Source organism: Brevibacillus centrosporus, assembly GCF_003710815.1.
Classification (GTDB): Bacteria; Bacillota; Bacilli; order Brevibacillales; family Brevibacillaceae; genus Brevibacillus; species Brevibacillus centrosporus.
The window spans coordinates 1-17,723 of record NZ_RHHP01000005.1 but is presented as its reverse complement, the minus strand read 5'-3'; the positions used below and the strand labels follow the sequence as shown (position 1 = coordinate 17,723).

Sequence of the window (17,723 nt, the reverse complement as noted above, 5' to 3'; positions counted from 1 at the left end):
CCAGCGAAAAGTCCTTTTTTTACAGCCGCTCAAAAACCGACCGTAAGCGACTCGATACCTGCGAAATAGCCTGGCCGCCTTGGTCCATAATGCCCGCCATCCAAAAAAAACCATGAATCATTCCATCATACCGTGTGAGCTCGACCGATACCCCTGCCTGCTTCAGCCGTTCCGCGTACATTTCTCCTTCATCCCGCAGCGGGTCGTATTCTGCAGTAATAACCAAGGCCGGCGGCAGCCCGCTCAAATCTTCCGCGAGCAGCGGGGACACACGCACGTCCATCTTCTCTTCGTCCGTATTCAAATACTGCTGGAAGAACCACTGCATGCTATCCGCCGTGAGGAAGTAGCCCTCTCCATTTTCACGATAGGACTCGGTGTCACTCCCTACCTGTGTGACCGGATATATGAGTACCTGGAGAGAGATCTCTGGACCTTTGCGTTCTTTTGCCAGCTGGGAGACGACCGCTGCTAGATTTCCTCCCGCGCTGTCTCCTCCTACAGCGAGACGCGAGGCATCTGCTTGCAATTCCTGCGCATGCGAAGCTACCCACTGCACAGCGTGTAGCAATCTTCTACAGGTACTGGAAATTTATGCTCAGGTGACAAGCGATAGTTGACAGAAGCCACCACACACTCGGACTCGTGCGCAATATTACGGCATACCGTGTCCACCGTCTCTACATCCCCGATGACCCAGCCGCCTCCATGAAAATAGACAAGCAACGGAAAGGATCCTGAACCTTCAGGCGTGTAAATGCGCAGCTCAATCTCTGCTCTCTCTACAGGAATCATCCGGCTCTCTACTTTTGCTACCGGCTTGGGCTCTCCCGACAGTGCCTTCAAGCCCGCTGTGCGCTCTCGGTTTTGCTCTGGGGTCAGTGTACTCATTGGAGGGTCCCCAGCCGCTGCCCCCATGTCCAGAAATGCTTTTGCTTTCGGATCCAGTGTCATCGCGAGCTCTCCTCCTGTACGGATAATGGTGCAGCTGCTACCTCCTGGCAGATTTGCACGATCGTATCTGATGGGATTTTGAAGGCGAGTGCGGTTGGATCACTCAGCACCGCCGGAACCATATCGGCGATCCTTTTCTCATCGAATCCAAATTCAGCGAATGTGTCTGGCAAGCCAATTCCCGAGCGCAGCTCTCGAATAAAGGCAATGACCTGCTGCAAGCATGCCTTTGGTTCGACATCGTAGACCGATAGCCCGAGCGCTTCGGCAAACCCGTTGATTCTAGGCAAGTACAAGTGAGGGAGAGCACCCATCACATTTGGCAGCAATACGGCATTTGCCAAACCATGCGGGATCCCGATTTTCGCTCCAAACGCATGAGCCATATTGTGAACAGGGATGGCAGTGATCGCGAGGCTAAAAGAAGTAATGGCCATCGCGCTTGCCATCAGCATGTTTGATCGTGCCTGCAAATCGGTTCCCGTAGACACCGCTTTTGGCAAATTCTCGACAATGATCTTCGTCGCATGCAACGCAAAGGCATCCGTCATAGGATTTGCTCTCGGGGAAAAGTAAGCTTCGACTGCGTGTGTGAGCGCATCATATCCCGTGAAGGCAGTAATTCGCGGCGGAAGTCCGACTGTAAGCTCAGGGTCCAGCAAAGCAATATCCGCGCTGATGAACGGGCTCGACAAATTCGTTTTTATTTGCAACCGATCATTGTACACCACTGCTATCGGGGATACTTCTGAACCTGTTCCCGCTGTGGTCGGAATCGCGATGTGAGGAATGGGAATCGGCTGTACCTGCGGCCACGTCTCTCTCGTGGAGCCCTGCATCAAATCGCGGATGTCAGGGTGATTCTTGTGCAGCAACCACTTTGTCGCCTTGCAGGCATCCAGAACACTCCCCCCACCCAAAGCGATCAACGCATCCCCTTGACATTCCTTTACAAACATCGCTGCCTTGTTTATGTTTTCTGCCTTGGCGTCCTGCTCAATTTCGTCGAAGACGCCTACCAGCTGAACCGATTCCGGCATTTCCTGAAACAGCTCTGTAATTTTTTCTGTAATCCCGGCACGATTTAATCCTTGATCCGTGAAGAGTACAGCGCGCCTCGCTCCCAGCCCTCGCAATAGCTCAGGCAGCATGCTGCGCACCCCAGCTCCGTTGATCACTTCCGTCCTCACACCGAAACGCGATGAAGCTATCGTCATAAACTCACCTGACCCCTCTATTCTTCTTCTAAAAAATCCATGCCCATAGGTGCTTCCTTTGCTCGGATACCAGTGTCGTGTGGACAAGCTTGGTCCAGCACGTGACTCCAAAGCTCACGGCAAATTCACTCGGCTTCGATCTGCCAAGTGTTCGCGCTGGATGCGAGCCAGCTGTGTAGTCGTTTTCGTAAACACCCCTTTTATTGTCGAATTATTCCGATAATACTTCCTTTACGCCTAGATAAGCCTTTTGTTAAAATGAAAGCGCTACAATTCTATTATATTTCGTGATAAAAAACGGATATATCCCCTAAAAACAGGTAGTGCACGACCCCTAAAATGGAGGGAGGATACCACTCCATGGTCAGTCCGGCATTGCGAGCGTATATCCAGCGTATTGAAACGGCTGCTTATCACGAGGAAAAATTAGTGTTAACCGTCCGCGGATTCATTGATTTGTTCCCATTCATGGGTGCTGTCCTGTACAACTATTCGATGCTTAGCCATATGGGAGAAGGATTACTAAGGGCAAATGCACAGGGACTGTATTCCGTCAACGATCAGCGTGAAGACATCCGAAACATGCCCCCTATCTATTCAGCTATTCGTGAAAAGCGAGCTGTCCTGCTCGATTCAGATCTGATCAGACAAATTCCAGCGAAGTATGTACATGGTACCACCTACGCCCTTATCGTCCCTATATTTCACGGCTCTAACGTCATTGGTTACGCAGGCATTTCCGGACATCCAGATGGCTGTGATGGTATCAACAGAAGCTTGATCGACGCTCTCAGCCAATACGGCGAGCAGGTAGGAAAGGCGCTAGCTACTGAATTTCCACTATCCAAAGCAATCAAGCTGACCAAGCGCGAGGTAGAGGTATTGCAGCGAATGTCTTGGGGAGAGAGCATCAAGGAAATGGCTGATCACATCGGCATCAGTGAATTCACCGTTCAGGACTATGTCAAGTCTGCCCTAAAGAAATTAGGTGCTCAAAATCGAACACAAGGTGTCGCCGATGCCTTGCGACGACGAATCATCAGTTAAGTAAAAATAACATCCGGCGTCCGCATCAGGGAACCGGCTGTTCTTTTTCTGTTTATGAGTCGATTGCAGTCGGTACACTCTTGGTCAATGGCCGCTTGAACCAGGGGCCTTTGCCCATACAGAGCAGGGGGATGTAAAGAATCGCTCCCATCATCGTGATCCATAGCCACGTATCCCAGCCGTAGCGCACGGCGATCAGATTAAGCGGAATCGCGGAGATGATCGCGTAAATACGCAGGACGAAGCTCCAAACTGCCCAGCCCGATGCCTGAATTCCGCCATGTATGTCCTCGAGGTTTTCCGAGTAGATGGCCATCCAAGGACTATAAGCAAATCCCAGACTTCCACCCATCAAAGAAATCAGGAAGATCATGCTCGATTCTGATATCGGTCTGTGTATCGTCATAATCCAAATGCCCATCACCACAATCATTCCGATCACACCTATAAGAGACATCAGTTTTCTCAGCTGGAGCTTATCGGATATGTAACCGCTTACAATTAAAGTAACAAGACTGAACAGCCAGAAAAACTGGGAAACAAATACTGCTCGAGCAGGCGTGTAACCAAAAGCTTGAACCAGGATCAACGGTCCGTAGGAAGCCAGTGTCAGATAGAGCATCAGGAAAAATGTACAGCCAATAGCCAAGGCCCAAATATGCTTTTGCTTCATAGCGAGACGGAGATTCTGCAACGGTGTCATGGCGTCCGAGCTTCCTGTCGATCCGTCTACTGACGATGCGGATGCCCGCTCTCGATGAACCCCCTCCTCGTTCACTTGTTCGACCGTGGCGCTGCTTTCAATCACTTTTTCTCGAAGTCTGGGAGATAAATCATGTATCGTAAACAAGACAAATACAGCGACAATCAGGCTTAAAAAACCCGCGATGTAAAATTGAGATTGCCAGGTTCCAAAATAAGGGAGCGTATAACCAGCAATCAGGGCTGCAAAAAAATTAGAGCCCGATGTCCCGTAGCTCCAAAAGCCAAATGACAGCGCCCTGCCCAAATTAATTATAGCTCGACTCATGGCATGGCGATATTCCACCTAAACAGGGGAGGGCACCCTTATTTCGGGGAATGCTTCGCAACTCCTAAATTCCTGAGCTACTTTCATTTTCCTTGCCTTGTTTTATTTTTTATGAGGCTTGCCACATTTTTTGCAGCAGTGCTCTTTCCGTTTCTTTCCTTTTTTTCATCTGCCGCAATTACATTCGTCCTCATCTTCGTCATCGTCATCGTCTTCCTCGTATTCATGCTTCCAGTCGCCATACATCCTCGCCCACTTTTCGGCAGCAACAGCAGCACTCACACTTGCGCTCCCGCTCCCTACAGCAGCAACAGCATGCATTTTTTCGTTCTCGCTTTTTCCAGCAGCAGCATTCGTATGCATCCCTCGGTTCTGGCCTTTTGTAGCAGCAGTGGCACCTATGGTTCGACTCACGATTTTTTGCGCTGTGATCGTAATCCTCATAGTCATGCTTACAGCAATGTTTGAATATCCTCTCTCCCCCCTTCCTTTCGCGTCATTATTATCCATATGGTTTGTCCGCCAAATTGCTTGTACGGAAGCCCTCCAAGAAGCGCTCTTTTTGCTTTTTGTAGCGGTTCAAATAAAAAAGCCGACCCTCCCTTTTGAGGAAGATCGACTTCATCGGTAAATCTTACGCGTTCAGTTTGCCTTTTGCAACTGTAGCCAGCTCGTTGAAAGCTGCTTTGTCGTTCACAGCCAGGTCAGCCAGCATTTTGCGGTTAACTTCGATGCCAGCTACTTTCAGGCCGTGCATGAGACGGCTGTAGGACAGGCCGTTCAGGCGAGCTTGTGCGTTGATACGAGTGATCCACAGTTTGCGGAAATCACGTTTCTTTTGACGACGGTCACGGTATGCATACAGCAGGGATTTCATTACCTGCGCATTAGCGGATTTAAACAGGCGATGTTTGGAACCGAAGTAACCTTTCGCCAGCTTCAGGATTTTCTTATGACGACGGCGTGAAACAATGCCACCTTTTACTCTTGGCATACTAAACTCCTCCTGGTCTTTCCAGCATGGCGGCCTATCACTAGGCGCTTAGGGAGCTCATGCTGCGTAATGGTGTGTAATAAAGATAAACTTACAGGTAAGTGAGCATTTGCTCCATACGTTTTTGATCGCCTTTGGATACCAGTGCAGCTTTACGCAGGTGACGTTTAGCTTTAGTGGATTTGTTAGCGAACAAGTGGCTACCAAACGCGCGGTCGCGCTTCAATTGGCCGCTTCCGGTTTTTTTGAAACGTTTCGCAGCAGCCTTGTTGGTTTTCATTTTAGGCATCTGAAAAATCCTCCTGTCTAAACTACTATCTTACTTTTCCGCTTTCGGAGCCAGAATCATGATCATGCTGCGGCCTTCGATCTTTGGCTTGCGCTCAGGCGAAGCGAGATCTTCACACTGGGCTGCAACACGTTCCATAACGGCAAGTCCGATTTCGGAGTGGGTGATTTCACGTCCACGGAAACGGATCGTACACTTCACCTTGTGATGATCCTCCAAGAACTTACGGACGTTACGAAGCTTTGTTTGGAAATCGTGTTCCTCGATGTTGGAAGAGAAACGCACTTCTTTGAGCTCGATGATCTTCTGGTTTTTGCGTGCTTCTTTTTCCTTTTTCGCCTGCTCGTACTTGAACTTTCCATAGTCCATGATACGGCATACAGGCGGCTTGGCTGTAGGAGCAACATTTACCAGATCCAATTCAGCTTCCTGGGCGATGCGCAAAGCTTCCCTAAAGGCTACGACTCCCAATTGGCTCCCGTCAGCACCGATCAATCGGACTTCACGGGCACGGATCGCTTCGTTAATCAACATTTGATCCTTGCTAATACTTGCCACCCCCGTCAATTTCGAGAAGGAACAAAAATGTGCGAACGCATTATGCGCCCGCACATATCTCACCTAGCAAATTCATCAGATCCAAGGATCTTTGCGTAAGAGTTACCTGTCAACAGTCGTGTAAGACGTCGACCCAGGTGAGAAGCTGGGCGCCTCTGCTTGTTCTCGAAGTATGAAGTGTTTCGTGTTTATACACGCTCTTTATAATACAGGGCGTATTCCCCTTTGTCAAGCGCTGTTTATGCTTTGTGTTAGCCGCCGATATGGGACATTTCCACCTTGTCGGGCTTGTTCAGTCCCGGCGTATCGTTCAAGCGCACTTCCGAGTACCGGTCATCGCGTTTCCCCCAGATCGTGCGGATCTGCTCCCGGATTTCCTCGTCGCTTTTCCCTTCCCGCAGCGGTGCCCGCAAATCATCCCCAACGGAGGCGAAAAGACAGCTGTACAGCTTGCCTTCTGCCGACAGCCGCGCTCTGGTACAAGTCGAGCAAAACGCCTGTGTCACGGACGAAATCAGCCCGATTTCCTGATCGGTCCCCACGTAACGGTAACGGGAAGCCACTTCACCGAAATAATTCGGATCGATTGGCGTGAGAGGCATTTCCTCGTGAATTCTCTGCACAATCTCGCTGGAGGGAACTACTTGATCCAGCTTCCATCCGTTACTGTTCCCTACATCCATGAATTCGATGAAACGAAGTGTATGCTTTTGCTCGCGGAAAAAGCGGGCCATCGGCAAAATATCCTCGTCGTTCACGCCACGCTGCACGACCATGTTCAGCTTGATCGAAAGTCCTGCTTCCGCTGCGGCTTCAATCCCTTTCAACACGTCAGACACGTGATAGCCTCTGCCGTTCATCCGTCCGAACCGCTCATCGTCAAGGCTGTCCAAGCTGACAGTTACCCGATCCAGCCCCGCTTCCTTCAGCGCTTTTGCGTGGCGGGCGAGGAGAGAGCCATTGGTCGTCATCGCAATATCCTGAACACCGTCTACCTGTCTTATCATTTCAATTAATTTTGGCAATTCTTTTCGCATCAACGGCTCTCCGCCTGTGATCCGGATCTTGCCAACACCAACGGAAGTAAAAATTCGAGTCAAGCGCGTAATTTCTTCAAATGACAGCAGCTTGTGCTGAGGAAGGAATTCGAAGTCTGGACCAAATATTTCTGCGGGCATACAGTATTGGCAGCGAAAATTGCATTTGTCTGTCACGGAAATACGCAGATCTCGGAGAGGGCGATTTCGTGTATCAAGAATTTGCTCAGACATTGGTGATCACTCTCCTTTTCCATGATGGGCAGATTACATTCTCATATTTCTGACATTGCCGCTGAGTAGACGATTTGTCCAGAGTCCCGGCAACTGTATCCACCTAACGCTTCCATTTCCAAAGCGAACGCTTCTGAACGAATGCAGGCTAGGAGCTCCTGGCCTCGACTGCTGTGATAGAAAGCTTGGGTCATCAACAAGTCGTAGCGCTCTTCTGCAACGGGAATAAAATCCAGATCCATCGCAGCTGCCGCAGAGTAAATCCCGAGGCCTACATCAGCAGTCCCACCTGCGACTGCTGCAGCCACACTCAAATGGGAGACTGCCTCTCGAGAATAGCCGTAGATGCCATCTCTGTCCACCGCTTCCTGCTTGAGCAGATAGTCAAAGAGAAGTCTGGTTCCAGCCCCTCGTTGGCGATTGATATACGTAATGCCGGGCTTCGTCAGATCATGTACAGACGATATCCCCAGCGGATTGCCTTTCTTCACAAACCAGCCTTGCTGCCGATACACCAATTGGACAAGCACGACTTCTTTGTCCTTCATGTATTTTTCTACATAGCTCTGATTATACTCTCCTGACTCCTCATCGAAAAGATGGACACCCGCGATATGTGCTTCCCCTTTTTGGATAGCCAGGATACCACCCATACTGCCAACATGCGAAGAAACAAGGAAGCGCTCTGGATTCTTTTTGCGCAGAAGCGAATGCAGCACGTCCATCGATAGATCGTGACTGCCAGTCGAAACAATCGTATTTTGTATCTGCTCCAGAGGTCGGTACAGCTCTACCTCCACAACCTCTCCCTGCTCGTAGCCAAGGTTTCCCGGTGGTATACGCAACAGCCCATCCGCACGTACCATCGACATCGTGACACCAGCAGAGCGAGTCAAAGGATTGGCAATGAATTGTCCATCCATACAGCCTATGGTAACGCGGATGAAGTCCTCCGCTCCCATGACAGATACGATACGCCTTCCGACTGTGGCTTTGATCCGCTGCCTTTCTGGCTGAAGCAATCCATAATAATGATAAACGAGGGAACGTGCGAACCATTCCAGATTCAAATACGCGGAGACCGGATAGCCGGGCAGTCCAATCACCGGCTTTTCCTCGATGACACCGACTACAACCGGCTTACCTGGACGAGTAGCTACGCCATGCGTCAGCACTTCTCCCAGCTCTTCTACCACATGGACGGTGAAATCTTCCCGCCCTGCGGATGAGCCTGCATTTAAGAGTACCATATCGGCACCCTGGAGAGCGGTCTTAACTGCCCTTTTGATCATCTCGTAATCGTCTTGCACGATTCCGTGGTACACGGGCTCAGCTCCCCACTCCTTCAAGTAGGCGGCAAAAACGGTGCCATTAAATTCGATAATCTGCCCTTCTGCCACATTCTCCGAAGGCTCGATAAGCTCGGTACCTGTGGGAATGATGGCTACACGAGGCTTACGAAAAACCGGCACCGTGACATTGCCACCCGCCAGCAATGCTCCCAAATCCACCGGACGCAGCCGATGTCGGTCTGGGACAATGACCTCGCCGATCACAACATCCTCTCCGATTGGCCTGATATGCTGCCAAGGGGCGACTGCTTCCAAAATCTCGAGGGTCTCCTCGTCAATCTGATGAACGTTTTCGATCATAATCACCGCATCAAAGCCATTCGGGATCGGATCACCTGTATCAACCTCCACGTAATCCACGAGATGGCGCAATCGAACGGGGTGCTGCTCATCCGCCCCGTACGTTGTTTCTGCTTTTACCGCAATCCCATCCATCGCCGAAGCATGGAAATTAGGCATCGATACTTTCGCGTAAATCGGCTGTGCCGTGACTCTCCCCAGCGCCTCTCGCGTCGGAATGACCTCCACTTGCGGCTGGAACGAAATCCGATTCGCGATTCTTCGCTGCGCTTCGTTCAGGGGTGTGTCTTCCAGGTAGATTTTGCGCATCGTTCTCCTCCTGCCATTCCTTCTTCTTTATCTTTTTCCTTGCTATCTCAATTCCGAATTTATTGAAATAAATGGACGTACACAGCTTCGCCTTCCAGTATCCCTTCCTTGTTTGCTGATATTTCCACCATTCCATCGCTTTTCACTAATGTCGAGATCAAACCTGATTTTCCGAAGACAGGTACAGCCCAAAGCCCGTCCTCTCTCTCCTCCAGCTTAACACGGATGTAGTCCGCGCGTCCCACCGCCGATGCAATGTTGCGAGAAATTCTAGCCGAAATCCGCGAAACGTATGCGGCTGGCTTCTGTCCCTGCAGCCTTTGGATCAGGGGTGCCACAAACAGATGGAAAATAATCAAAGCAGAAGCCGGGTGACCAGGCAATCCCACAACGGGCTTTGCGCCTGCTTTCGCGATGATTGTCGGCTTGCCTGGCTTAATCGAAACACCGTGGACCAGAACGCCCGGATCTCCCAAAGACTGCATGACCTGTTCCGTATAATCGCGAGTCCCGACAGAGCTTCCTCCCGACAAGAGCAGCAGGTCGGATTGGTCAAACAGGTCTTTGGCTCTTTTGGCGAACGACTCATAGTCATCCGGGACGATCCCCCCGTAAATGACGTGCGCCCCGCATTGACGTGCTGCCGTAGCCACTGTAATGCTATTGATGTCGCGTATTTCTCCTGGCGACAGTACCTTCTTATCCGCCGGAACGATTTCATCCCCCGTCGATAAAATCGCGACAATCGGCCGGGGATACACACGTATACTTGTCTTGCCAATCGCTGAAAGGACTCCCAGGTCTTGCGGGCGAAGCCGCTGTCCTGCTGCTATCACCAGTTCTCCCTTTTCCACATCGTCCCCCGCGCGAATTACATTTTCGCCCGGTGCCACCTGACGATAGACATTGAGCAGATCATCTACCTCTTCTACATGTTCGATCATGACAACACTGTCTGCCCCATCTGGTACCATCCCACCTGTCGGGATTGACTGTGCCTGTCCTTCCTTGACAGGCTGCACAGCCGACTTCCCCATATCGATTTTTCCTGTCACATCGAGAAAAGCCGGTAACGAGTCAGAAGCTCCGTACGTATCGCGCGCACGCACCGCGTAGCCATCTACGGTCGAACGGGCAAAATGAGGAACCTGCTCATCGGAAAACACGTCTTCAGCCAGCACCATATCCAACGCATCGATCAACGATACCTCGATGGGAGGCCTATTTGGTTTGAATTCGCCTGCAATCACTTCTAACGTTTCTGCAACTGTCTTTACATGGAAGAATTTCATGATTGCCTCCATCCATTTCCTTCATTTTGCTTCTTTGTTAAATCCAGTATAATAAAAAGAAAAAGGAGAATATTCAAATATGAAAGTAAAAGTCTTTGCCAATTTTCGTGAGATCTGTCAGGCCAAATCTGTGGAAGTTCCCGTGGACAGTGGCAATCGAGTCATTGATATTCTCGAAGCCTTGATTCAGATGTATCCTGCTTTGGATGAAGAAATCTTTACACCGGAGCGAACATTCAAACCGTTTGTCCATGTGTTTCTAAACGGGCGCAATGTCATTCATGCAGAAGGACTCCAAACCCGCGTGCTAGAAGATGATCAATTTGCTTTGTTCCCGCCGGTGGCAGGAGGATAAGATGATCGAGAAAGTTATGGAGCTGCGCGGGATTCCCGTGTCCGCGCTCGTTACCTATTTGACCGAGTGCGGGGGCGAAGCAAAATCGGAAAGCTTGCCAATCCAGGTTGTGGGCGATCAGTGGCAAGCAGAGGTTTTGCGCGAAGAGCGAGTGAGGATTACGTCCCGCTTTCATGTAAACGCCGTCTTTATCCGCATTACAGCACTTGAACGGGAAAGCTTTGATAGGCTCATGGCTCAATTTCGCCTCAAGGTCATGAGGGTCGGAGGCTAGCTTCTCGATCCTTGATTAAAAAGAGTGCAAAAAGGTGGAAAGCAGGTTTCCACCTTTTTGCTTTGCCACGATAGGCAAGTTTATACGATGTTGAGTTCTTTGAGTTTTTCCTCTGGAACGACACCATCTACCCAGCCGCGCAGCTGATAGTAGTCGTTCAGCATGACTTCAAGCTGGCTAACGTGCCCCGCACTGTTGCCGCTTGCAGGCTCTTGCATAAAGCGTTTTGGCAAATAGTCATCCTCGCGTTTGTCAAAGCCCGCCAGATTGTTGTAATGACGCTCCAGATTGTAGATGCGCTCGCCAATTTTCATAACGTCATCTGCGGTTACTGTAACGCCTGTCATCGTCGAATACTGCTCTGCGTAATTCTCCGCGTTTTCCGAGAACGACGAGAACTTGCAAATATTCATGGAATCCGAGAAAGCCAAGAGATCCTGGAATATTTTGAGCAGCTCGCCCTTTCCTTCTGGTACTAGGCGATCAGTCGGTACCGGGATTCCTGCGATCTCGCTCGCTACGGTATAACCGCGCAAGTGACAAGCACCACGGTTGCTGGTCGCATATCCGAGACCGATACCTTGGATACCACGCGGGTCGTACGCAGGAATCGCTTGCCCTTTGACGCACATCGCCAGATTTTCATCGCCAAATGCTTTGGCTGCACGAGCTGTTCCCTCTGCCAGGATATCTCCCACGCCTTTACGGAAAACCATCATCTCCGTCAGCTCGATCATGCGGTCAGCATCGCCCCAGTCGACCTTTTCCTCTGTCAAGCCTCTTTCGTAGGCTTCCATCATACAGGACAAGGTGTTGCCGAGCTCAATCGTGTCCATGCCGTATTCGTTGCACAGATTGATCAGGAACGAGATCGGTGCAGCATCACTCACGCCGCAATTGGCACCGAGCGCCCAGCCTGACTCGTATTCAAAGCTCTCTACGCGCGTCTTGTACTTGCCTTCTCTCACTTCAACTTCCTTCTTGCATGCCACTGGACAAGCATGGCAGGTGTTATCTGCTACCAGCAACGTGGCATTCACAGTTTCTCCGCTATGCCCTTCAGCTCCGTCCCAATGCGTATATTTGGAGTTCATGGTAGGAAGAGCGCCTACTTCATTAATGATGCTGGTCAGTACGTTGGTACCGTAGACGGAGAGCCCACCCTTTTTCGGTGCTGTCAAGCCGCCCTCCATGATGGCCTTGAGCGCCTTTTGATTGGCCTTTTTGTACTCCTCATCTTGAGCAGGCTGTGGCATATTGCCTTTTTGGGCAGCCTTGATGACAATCGCCTTGAGCTTTTTGGACCCTGCGACTGCACCTGTACCTCCCCGACCAGCTGCACGGTCATTCTCGTTCATAAAACCCGCATAGCGAACGAGATTCTCTCCCGCTTGTCCGATACAGATGACACTCAAGTCTTCTTTCCCATATCGCTCTTGCATAGCTGCTACCGTCGCACGAGTTCCTTTTCCCCACAGCTCGCTGGCATCTCGCAGCTCGCCTTGGCCATTCTCGATATACAAATAGACAGGCTTGTCACTCGCACCCTTGAAGATCACGTTGTCAATACCGGACCATTTCAGGCGCGCCGCAGACCATCCGCCCATATGCGAGTCCGTAACGGTACCCGTCAAGGGAGATTTGGTGACCATACAGAGACGCCCACTCATCGATGAACGGGAGCCTGTCACCGGCCCTGTCATCATACACAGTATGTTGTCTTCCGAAAATGGCTCTACCTGCGCCCCGTTGTCATAGACGTACTTGACTCCCAATCCGCGGCCACCGATGTATGTCCTCGCCAGGCCTTCGTTAATCGGACGATAATCAACCGCACCTGAAGTGAGATCGACCAGCAATTCACGGTTTTTGAATCCCCCCAAAGCCATCGCTCTTTCCCTCCCCAATCTTCATTCACATTGAACTCACAAAATATACCTACTATTACGACTATTATATGGGTAATCCTTCCTGAATACCACGAAAATCCAGTGAAATTGCTAATTTTTTGATTATTTTCTTGCCTATCCACCTGCTGGTAAAGTATGTTATTTATAGACCAAAACATGTAAAACAAACTAAAACTAACTAGAACCAATTCAACCAAACTGAAAAAGAGGGTGACACTTTGGAAAGCGATTACCTGACTCCAGACGAGGTTGCTGCGGAGCTAAAGCTTACCCGGTATACCGTCTATGAGTTGATCAAACGCAAAGAATTGCCAGCCTCCAAAATCGGGCGTACACTGCGCATTTTACGCACGGATCTCGACTCCTTCATGCACAAGAGCAAGGCGCGGGACGAGCAGCTTTCCTCCAACGGCTTTTCTTCTCCCCAGAGACAGACATCCCAGCCCTACGAAATCATTTTTGCAGGGAGCCATGACCTCACCATCGACCTCTTGACGAGGAAGCTGGCAGAGCGCGGAATTACGCTGCTACCTGCCTTTTCTGGAAGCTTGGACGGGCTGATCGAGCTCTACAAAGGGCGCGTAGAAATGGCTGGCACCCATCTTCTCGATCGAATGACAGGCGAGTACAACCTGCCTTACATCCGCTGCCTACTCCCGAACGAAGGAGTCACTGTCGTCAATCTGGTCAGCCGCTGGCAAGGCTTCGTCGTGCCAAAAGGCAACCCGCGAATGATCACCAGCTGGGAGGAATTGTTCAGCGGAAAACATCGCATCGTCAATCGCCAGCGCGGATCCGGGACTCGGGTACTTCTCGATTTCAGCATGCAGCAGAAGAAAGTATCCGCACAAGCCATTCCTGGCTACGATGTCGAGCTGACGACGCATTACGCTACCGCCTCAGCCGTCTTGCAAGGTACGGCAGATGTAGCATTGGGCATAGAAAGTGTGGCCCGCGGAATGGGACTAGACTTTTTTCCGATCCAGGAAGAGCGCTACGACCTCGTAATTCCTGAGCGCTTCGTCAAGCAAGAACGCTTTCGCGAGCTTCTCTCCCTCCTGCGCGACCCTTCATTCAAGCAGGAAGTCGTTGCTCAAGGCGGCTACAACGTCTCTCAAACTGGCAAGGAAATAGACAGAATGTATTGACGAATCCCATCAATTTGATTAGGAGTGATCATGATGAAGAATCTGCGTTTTGCCAAAGTCTTTTTGTTATTTTCGCTGATCCTGTTGCTTGCTGCCTGTTCTCAATCTAGCTCTGCTCCGGCAACGTCTCCTGCTGCGGCTCCCGCTCCTGAAACGCAGGAAGTCAAGGAAATTACCCTGGCTACTACAACGAGCACCCAGGATTCCGGCTTACTCGACTACCTGCTGCCAATCTTTGAGCAACAATCTGGCATCAAAGTAAAGGTAGTCGCTGTCGGAACTGGACAAGCCATCAAGCTTGGGGAAGACGGAAACGCGGATGTTTTGCTCGTTCACGCTCGCAAGTCCGAGGATGAATTTGTCGCAAAAGGATTTGGCGTCAACGCTTTTGATGTCATGTACAACCAGTTCTACATCGTAGGTCCAGCAGACGATCCTGCCGGAGTCAAACAAGCGAAAACAGCCAAAGAAGCGTTTGGCAAAATCGCCGAGAAAAAAGCAACCTTTATCTCGCGAGGGGATGACTCGGGTACAGATAAAAAAGAAAAAGGCATTTGGACAGAAGCCAAGATCAAGCCAGAAGACAGCTGGTATCTCTCGTCAGGTCAGGGAATGGGCGAGACGCTGCAAATGACGGATGAGAAAAAAGCCTATACCCTGACGGACGAGGCTACCTTTCTCTCTCGAAAGCTCAATCTCGATGTGGTCATGCAGGGTGACAAATCGCTTTTGAATCCATACGGGATCATTCAGGTCAAGTCTTCTGCCAAGCAAGAAGAAGGCATGAAGCTTATCGAATTTTTCACAGGGGCTGAAGGCCAAAAGCTGATTGGAGAATTTGGGCAAAAGGACTACGGAAAAGGACTGTTCGTGCCTGATGCCAAGAAACGCTAGGAGACTCTTTTCATGATGCTCACACAGGATGTCTGGGAGGTCATCTCGCTCTCCCTGAAGGTAACGACTTCTTCTGTTCTGCTTGGGATGCTCATGGGAATACCTTTTGGCGCTTTTCTAGGGCTGTACTCCTTCCCAGGAAAGCGACTGATCATCGCCCTGATCTATACCTGCATGGGACTGCCTCCCGTTTTGGTCGGTGTGATCGTTTACCTCCTCCTCTCCCGGTACGGTCCACTCGGTTCGCTCGACCTTTTATTTAGTGCCGAAGCCATGATCATCGCCCAGGTCGTACTTGTAACACCAATTCTGGCCGGCTTAACCATGGCAGCTGTGCACGGAAAGGAACGCACCTATTGGGAAACAGCGAAAAGCCTGGGAGCTACTCCCCTGCAGATGATGCTGACCATTATTCGCGAGGCGCGCGGGGGGATTTGGTCAGGAGTTGCCGCTGCTTTTGGCAGAGCGATTTCCGAGGTCGGTGCAGTCATGCTGGTTGGAGGGAACATTGAGCACCACACACGCGTGATGACAACGGCCATTATTCTGGAGACGCGAACAGGGAATTTCACAGCAGGCCTGCAATTGGGGCTCGTCCTTTTGGCAATCAGCTTCTTGTTCAACAGCTTTCTGATGGTTGGCATGATGAATCAAATGAAATCCAGGCGGAGATGAATAGATGAACCGATTGAAGCTCAAAGATCTCGAAGTCTCTTACGAAGGAAGAACCGTTTTGCAGGTCGAGCAGGCTATTTTTGAACGCGGTCGAATTTACGGTATCGTCGGTCCGAGCGGTGCGGGGAAAAGCACGTTATTGCGCGTCATGAATCTGTTGGAGAAGCCAACTCGCGGGAGCATGCAGCTTTTCGGAACGGATGTGGAGCTGCCTTCCCTCACCTATCGCAAGGGGGTGCCGATCCAGCGCAAAATGGCTTTCGTCGCACAAAGACCCTCCATGTTTCAGGCGACCGTTTTTGACAACGTAGCATTAGGACTGCGGTATCGGAACCTAGATAAGTCTACTGTCCAAAAAAGAGTAGAGCATGCCCTGGGGCTGGTGGAGCTGTCACCCCTCGCGAGACAGCGAGCCCAGACCCTATCCGGTGGAGAAGCACAGCGAATCGCTTTGGCACGCGCACTCGCCTGTGAGCCTGAGCTCCTGCTGCTCGATGAACCGACCGCGAGTCTCGACCCGTACAATATTTCCATTTTTGAGCGCGTGATTCAGCAGGTTAATCATCAGCAGCACATGACGATCCTCATGATCACACACAACCTTCCCCAGGCAAAAAGACTCGCAGATGCATGCCTGTTTTTGCACAAGGGGAGACTCGTCGAGTTGGCTGACACCCATACCTTCTTCCACCACCCTGCAAGTGCAGAACTGCAGGATTTTGTATCAGGACGAATGATTTGCTGATCGACGGAAAGGAGTCAGCTATGGATTCCAGCACGCGCTACTCTAGGCAACTGTTATTTTCCCCTATTGGACCACAAGGGCAAGAGAAACTGGCGAATAAAAAAGCTGTCATTGTCGGGATGGGGGCTTTAGGTACAGTACTTGCCAACCATCTCGTTCGCGCAGGTGTCGGGCACGTCCGGATGATCGACCGCGATTTCGTGGAGCCAAGCAATCTGCAGAGACAGATGCTCTACGATGAAGCAGATGCAAATCAACATACCCCAAAAGCGATTGCTGCTGCCGATAAGCTGCGGACGATCAATTCCATCGTGAGCATTGAGGGCATCATAGCCGACCTGCATGCGGGAAATGCCGAAAGCCTGCTTTCAGATGCTGATGTCATCCTAGATGGATCCGATAATTTTCAAGTACGCTACCTGATCAACGATGTCGCGATCAAATATGGAAAGCCGTGGGTGTATGGAGGTGCTGTAAGCTCTCGCGGCATGTTTGCAGTCATTCGCCCGGGCATCACTCCATGTTTTCGCTGTCTGTTCCCCCATGCACCGGCAGGAAGGGGGGAAACCTGCGACACGGTCGGCGTACTCGGTCCCCTCGTCTCCATCATCGCTTCTTATCAGGCGACAGAGGCAATGAAGCTTTTAATTGGGGATCTGGAGCATCTCAACCCACATCTGGAGCAATTCGATATTTGGCAAAATGACCATGACCAGCTCCCTATTTCCTCAGGGCAAAATCCAGAATGCCCTGCCTGCGTCAAAAAAGAGTTTGAATCATTAACGTTGAAGGATACAACGGAAGAGTTTGCTACACTCTGCGGTCGCGACACCGTGCAGATCCGCCCAAGCTACCCTGTGTCTGTCGATCTGACCCTGCTCGCCAAGCGATATGCGCCTTTGGGGGGGATCGAACACAATCGCTTCTTGCTCCGTTTTCGCACGGATGATTACACTCTCGTTTTTTTCCAAGATGGACGCGTGCTCGTACAAGGAACTGATGACGTTACCATTGCACGCTCTCTGTACGCCCGGTACGTCGGGCATTAGAAAGCATGTAAAAAAAGGGGCAGCACCTTCAACATGGAAGTAAAATGTACCCTATAGAGT

18 protein-coding genes and 1 pseudogene are annotated in these 17,723 nt (G+C 50.7%); 8 read left to right on the top strand and 11 right to left on the bottom strand.

Going from position 1 to position 17,723, the window contains the following annotated elements; translation table 11 throughout:
* Positions 1-19: 19 nt before the first annotated feature.
* Both lipP1 and EDM55_RS06415 read right to left on the bottom strand, forming a co-directional pair.
* A pseudogene (gene lipP1, locus EDM55_RS06420) lies at positions 20-795 on the bottom strand (LipP1 family hormone-sensitive lipase).
* Between the two features lie 155 nt (positions 796-950).
* A complete protein-coding gene (locus tag EDM55_RS06415) occupies positions 951-2,171 on the bottom strand; it encodes an iron-containing alcohol dehydrogenase (RefSeq protein WP_122959891.1) in 1,221 nt (406 codons plus the stop codon).
* Between the two features lie 360 nt (positions 2,172-2,531).
* On the opposite strand from EDM55_RS06415, the gene EDM55_RS06410 reads away from it, so the two are divergent.
* Positions 2,532-3,218, top strand: coding sequence for a helix-turn-helix transcriptional regulator (locus tag EDM55_RS06410; protein ID WP_092276049.1), 687 nt, complete (start codon positions 2,532-2,534; stop codon positions 3,216-3,218).
* 52 nt (positions 3,219-3,270) lie between these two features.
* Here the strand turns inward: EDM55_RS06410 and EDM55_RS06405 are convergent, their stop codons facing one another.
* The 8 genes from EDM55_RS06405 to EDM55_RS06370 all read right to left on the bottom strand — a co-directional run bounded on the left by EDM55_RS06405 (position 3,271) and on the right by EDM55_RS06370 (position 10,613).
* Positions 3,271-4,248, bottom strand: a complete 978-nt coding sequence (locus EDM55_RS06405; protein WP_122959890.1) for an MFS transporter — start codon at positions 4,246-4,248, stop codon at positions 3,271-3,273.
* Positions 4,249-4,413: 165 nt separating this feature from the next.
* The gene (locus EDM55_RS06400; RefSeq protein ID WP_139228121.1) at positions 4,414-4,692 is read right to left on the bottom strand and encodes a hypothetical protein; all 279 of its coding nucleotides are present in this window, start codon (positions 4,690-4,692) and stop codon (positions 4,414-4,416) included.
* 190 nt (positions 4,693-4,882) lie between these two features.
* Positions 4,883-5,242: a 50S ribosomal protein L20 gene (gene rplT / locus EDM55_RS06395; RefSeq protein ID WP_092276058.1), complete on the bottom strand. Its 360-nt coding sequence runs from the start codon at positions 5,240-5,242 to the stop codon at positions 4,883-4,885.
* A gap of 91 nt (positions 5,243-5,333) precedes the next feature.
* Positions 5,334-5,531 (bottom strand): 50S ribosomal protein L35, encoded by a 198-nt coding sequence (rpmI, locus tag EDM55_RS06390; RefSeq protein ID WP_092276061.1) that lies wholly within the window; start codon positions 5,529-5,531, stop codon positions 5,334-5,336.
* A 30-nt stretch (positions 5,532-5,561) separates the two neighbouring features.
* Positions 5,562-6,065 carry a translation initiation factor IF-3 gene (gene infC, locus EDM55_RS06385; protein ID WP_174769305.1) on the bottom strand — a complete coding sequence of 168 codons (504 nt, stop codon included), beginning with the start codon at positions 6,063-6,065 and terminating at the stop codon, positions 5,562-5,564.
* Positions 6,066-6,340: 275 nt separating this feature from the next.
* Entirely contained in the window at positions 6,341-7,360 is a 1,020-nt protein-coding gene (gene moaA, locus EDM55_RS06380; protein WP_092276069.1) for a GTP 3',8-cyclase MoaA, read from the bottom strand.
* A 41-nt stretch (positions 7,361-7,401) separates the two neighbouring features.
* Positions 7,402-9,321: a molybdopterin biosynthesis protein gene (locus EDM55_RS06375; protein ID WP_092276072.1), complete on the bottom strand. Its 1,920-nt coding sequence runs from the start codon at positions 9,319-9,321 to the stop codon at positions 7,402-7,404.
* A 59-nt stretch (positions 9,322-9,380) separates the two neighbouring features.
* Positions 9,381-10,613 carry a molybdopterin molybdotransferase MoeA gene (locus EDM55_RS06370; protein ID WP_092276075.1) on the bottom strand — a complete coding sequence of 411 codons (1,233 nt, stop codon included), beginning with the start codon at positions 10,611-10,613 and terminating at the stop codon, positions 9,381-9,383.
* 79 nt (positions 10,614-10,692) lie between these two features.
* On the opposite strand from EDM55_RS06370, the gene EDM55_RS06365 reads away from it, so the two are divergent.
* On the top strand, positions 10,693-10,968 hold the full coding sequence (locus tag EDM55_RS06365) for a ubiquitin-like small modifier protein 1 (protein ID WP_092276078.1): 276 nt from the start codon (positions 10,693-10,695) through the stop codon (positions 10,966-10,968).
* 1 nt (position 10,969) lies between these two features.
* A complete protein-coding gene (locus tag EDM55_RS06360; protein WP_122959889.1) occupies positions 10,970-11,242 on the top strand; it encodes a MoaD-like domain-containing protein in 273 nt (90 codons plus the stop codon).
* Positions 11,243-11,322: 80 nt separating this feature from the next.
* Here the strand turns inward: EDM55_RS06360 and EDM55_RS06355 are convergent, their stop codons facing one another.
* The gene (locus EDM55_RS06355; protein WP_122959888.1) at positions 11,323-13,131 is read right to left on the bottom strand and encodes an aldehyde ferredoxin oxidoreductase family protein; all 1,809 of its coding nucleotides are present in this window, start codon (positions 13,129-13,131) and stop codon (positions 11,323-11,325) included.
* A 239-nt stretch (positions 13,132-13,370) separates the two neighbouring features.
* Between EDM55_RS06355 and EDM55_RS06350 the strand changes: the two genes are divergently transcribed.
* Genes EDM55_RS06350 through EDM55_RS06330 form a run of 5 tightly spaced genes read left to right on the top strand, consistent with a single transcriptional unit; the run spans position 13,371 to position 17,663 of the window.
* The gene (locus tag EDM55_RS06350; RefSeq protein ID WP_122959887.1) at positions 13,371-14,300 is read left to right on the top strand and encodes a substrate-binding domain-containing protein; all 930 of its coding nucleotides are present in this window, start codon (positions 13,371-13,373) and stop codon (positions 14,298-14,300) included.
* 30 nt (positions 14,301-14,330) lie between these two features.
* Complete coding sequence (locus EDM55_RS06345) at positions 14,331-15,194, top strand: ABC transporter substrate-binding protein (RefSeq protein ID WP_259676073.1); 864 nt, start codon at positions 14,331-14,333, stop codon at positions 15,192-15,194.
* Between the two features lie 12 nt (positions 15,195-15,206).
* On the top strand, positions 15,207-15,869 hold the full coding sequence (locus EDM55_RS06340) for an ABC transporter permease (protein ID WP_092276093.1): 663 nt from the start codon (positions 15,207-15,209) through the stop codon (positions 15,867-15,869).
* A gap of 4 nt (positions 15,870-15,873) precedes the next feature.
* Complete coding sequence (locus tag EDM55_RS06335) at positions 15,874-16,614, top strand: ABC transporter ATP-binding protein (protein WP_092276096.1); 741 nt, start codon at positions 15,874-15,876, stop codon at positions 16,612-16,614.
* A gap of 20 nt (positions 16,615-16,634) precedes the next feature.
* Complete coding sequence (locus EDM55_RS06330; RefSeq protein WP_122959930.1) at positions 16,635-17,663, top strand: ThiF family adenylyltransferase; 1,029 nt, start codon at positions 16,635-16,637, stop codon at positions 17,661-17,663.
* The last annotated feature ends 60 nt before the right edge of the window (positions 17,664-17,723 follow it).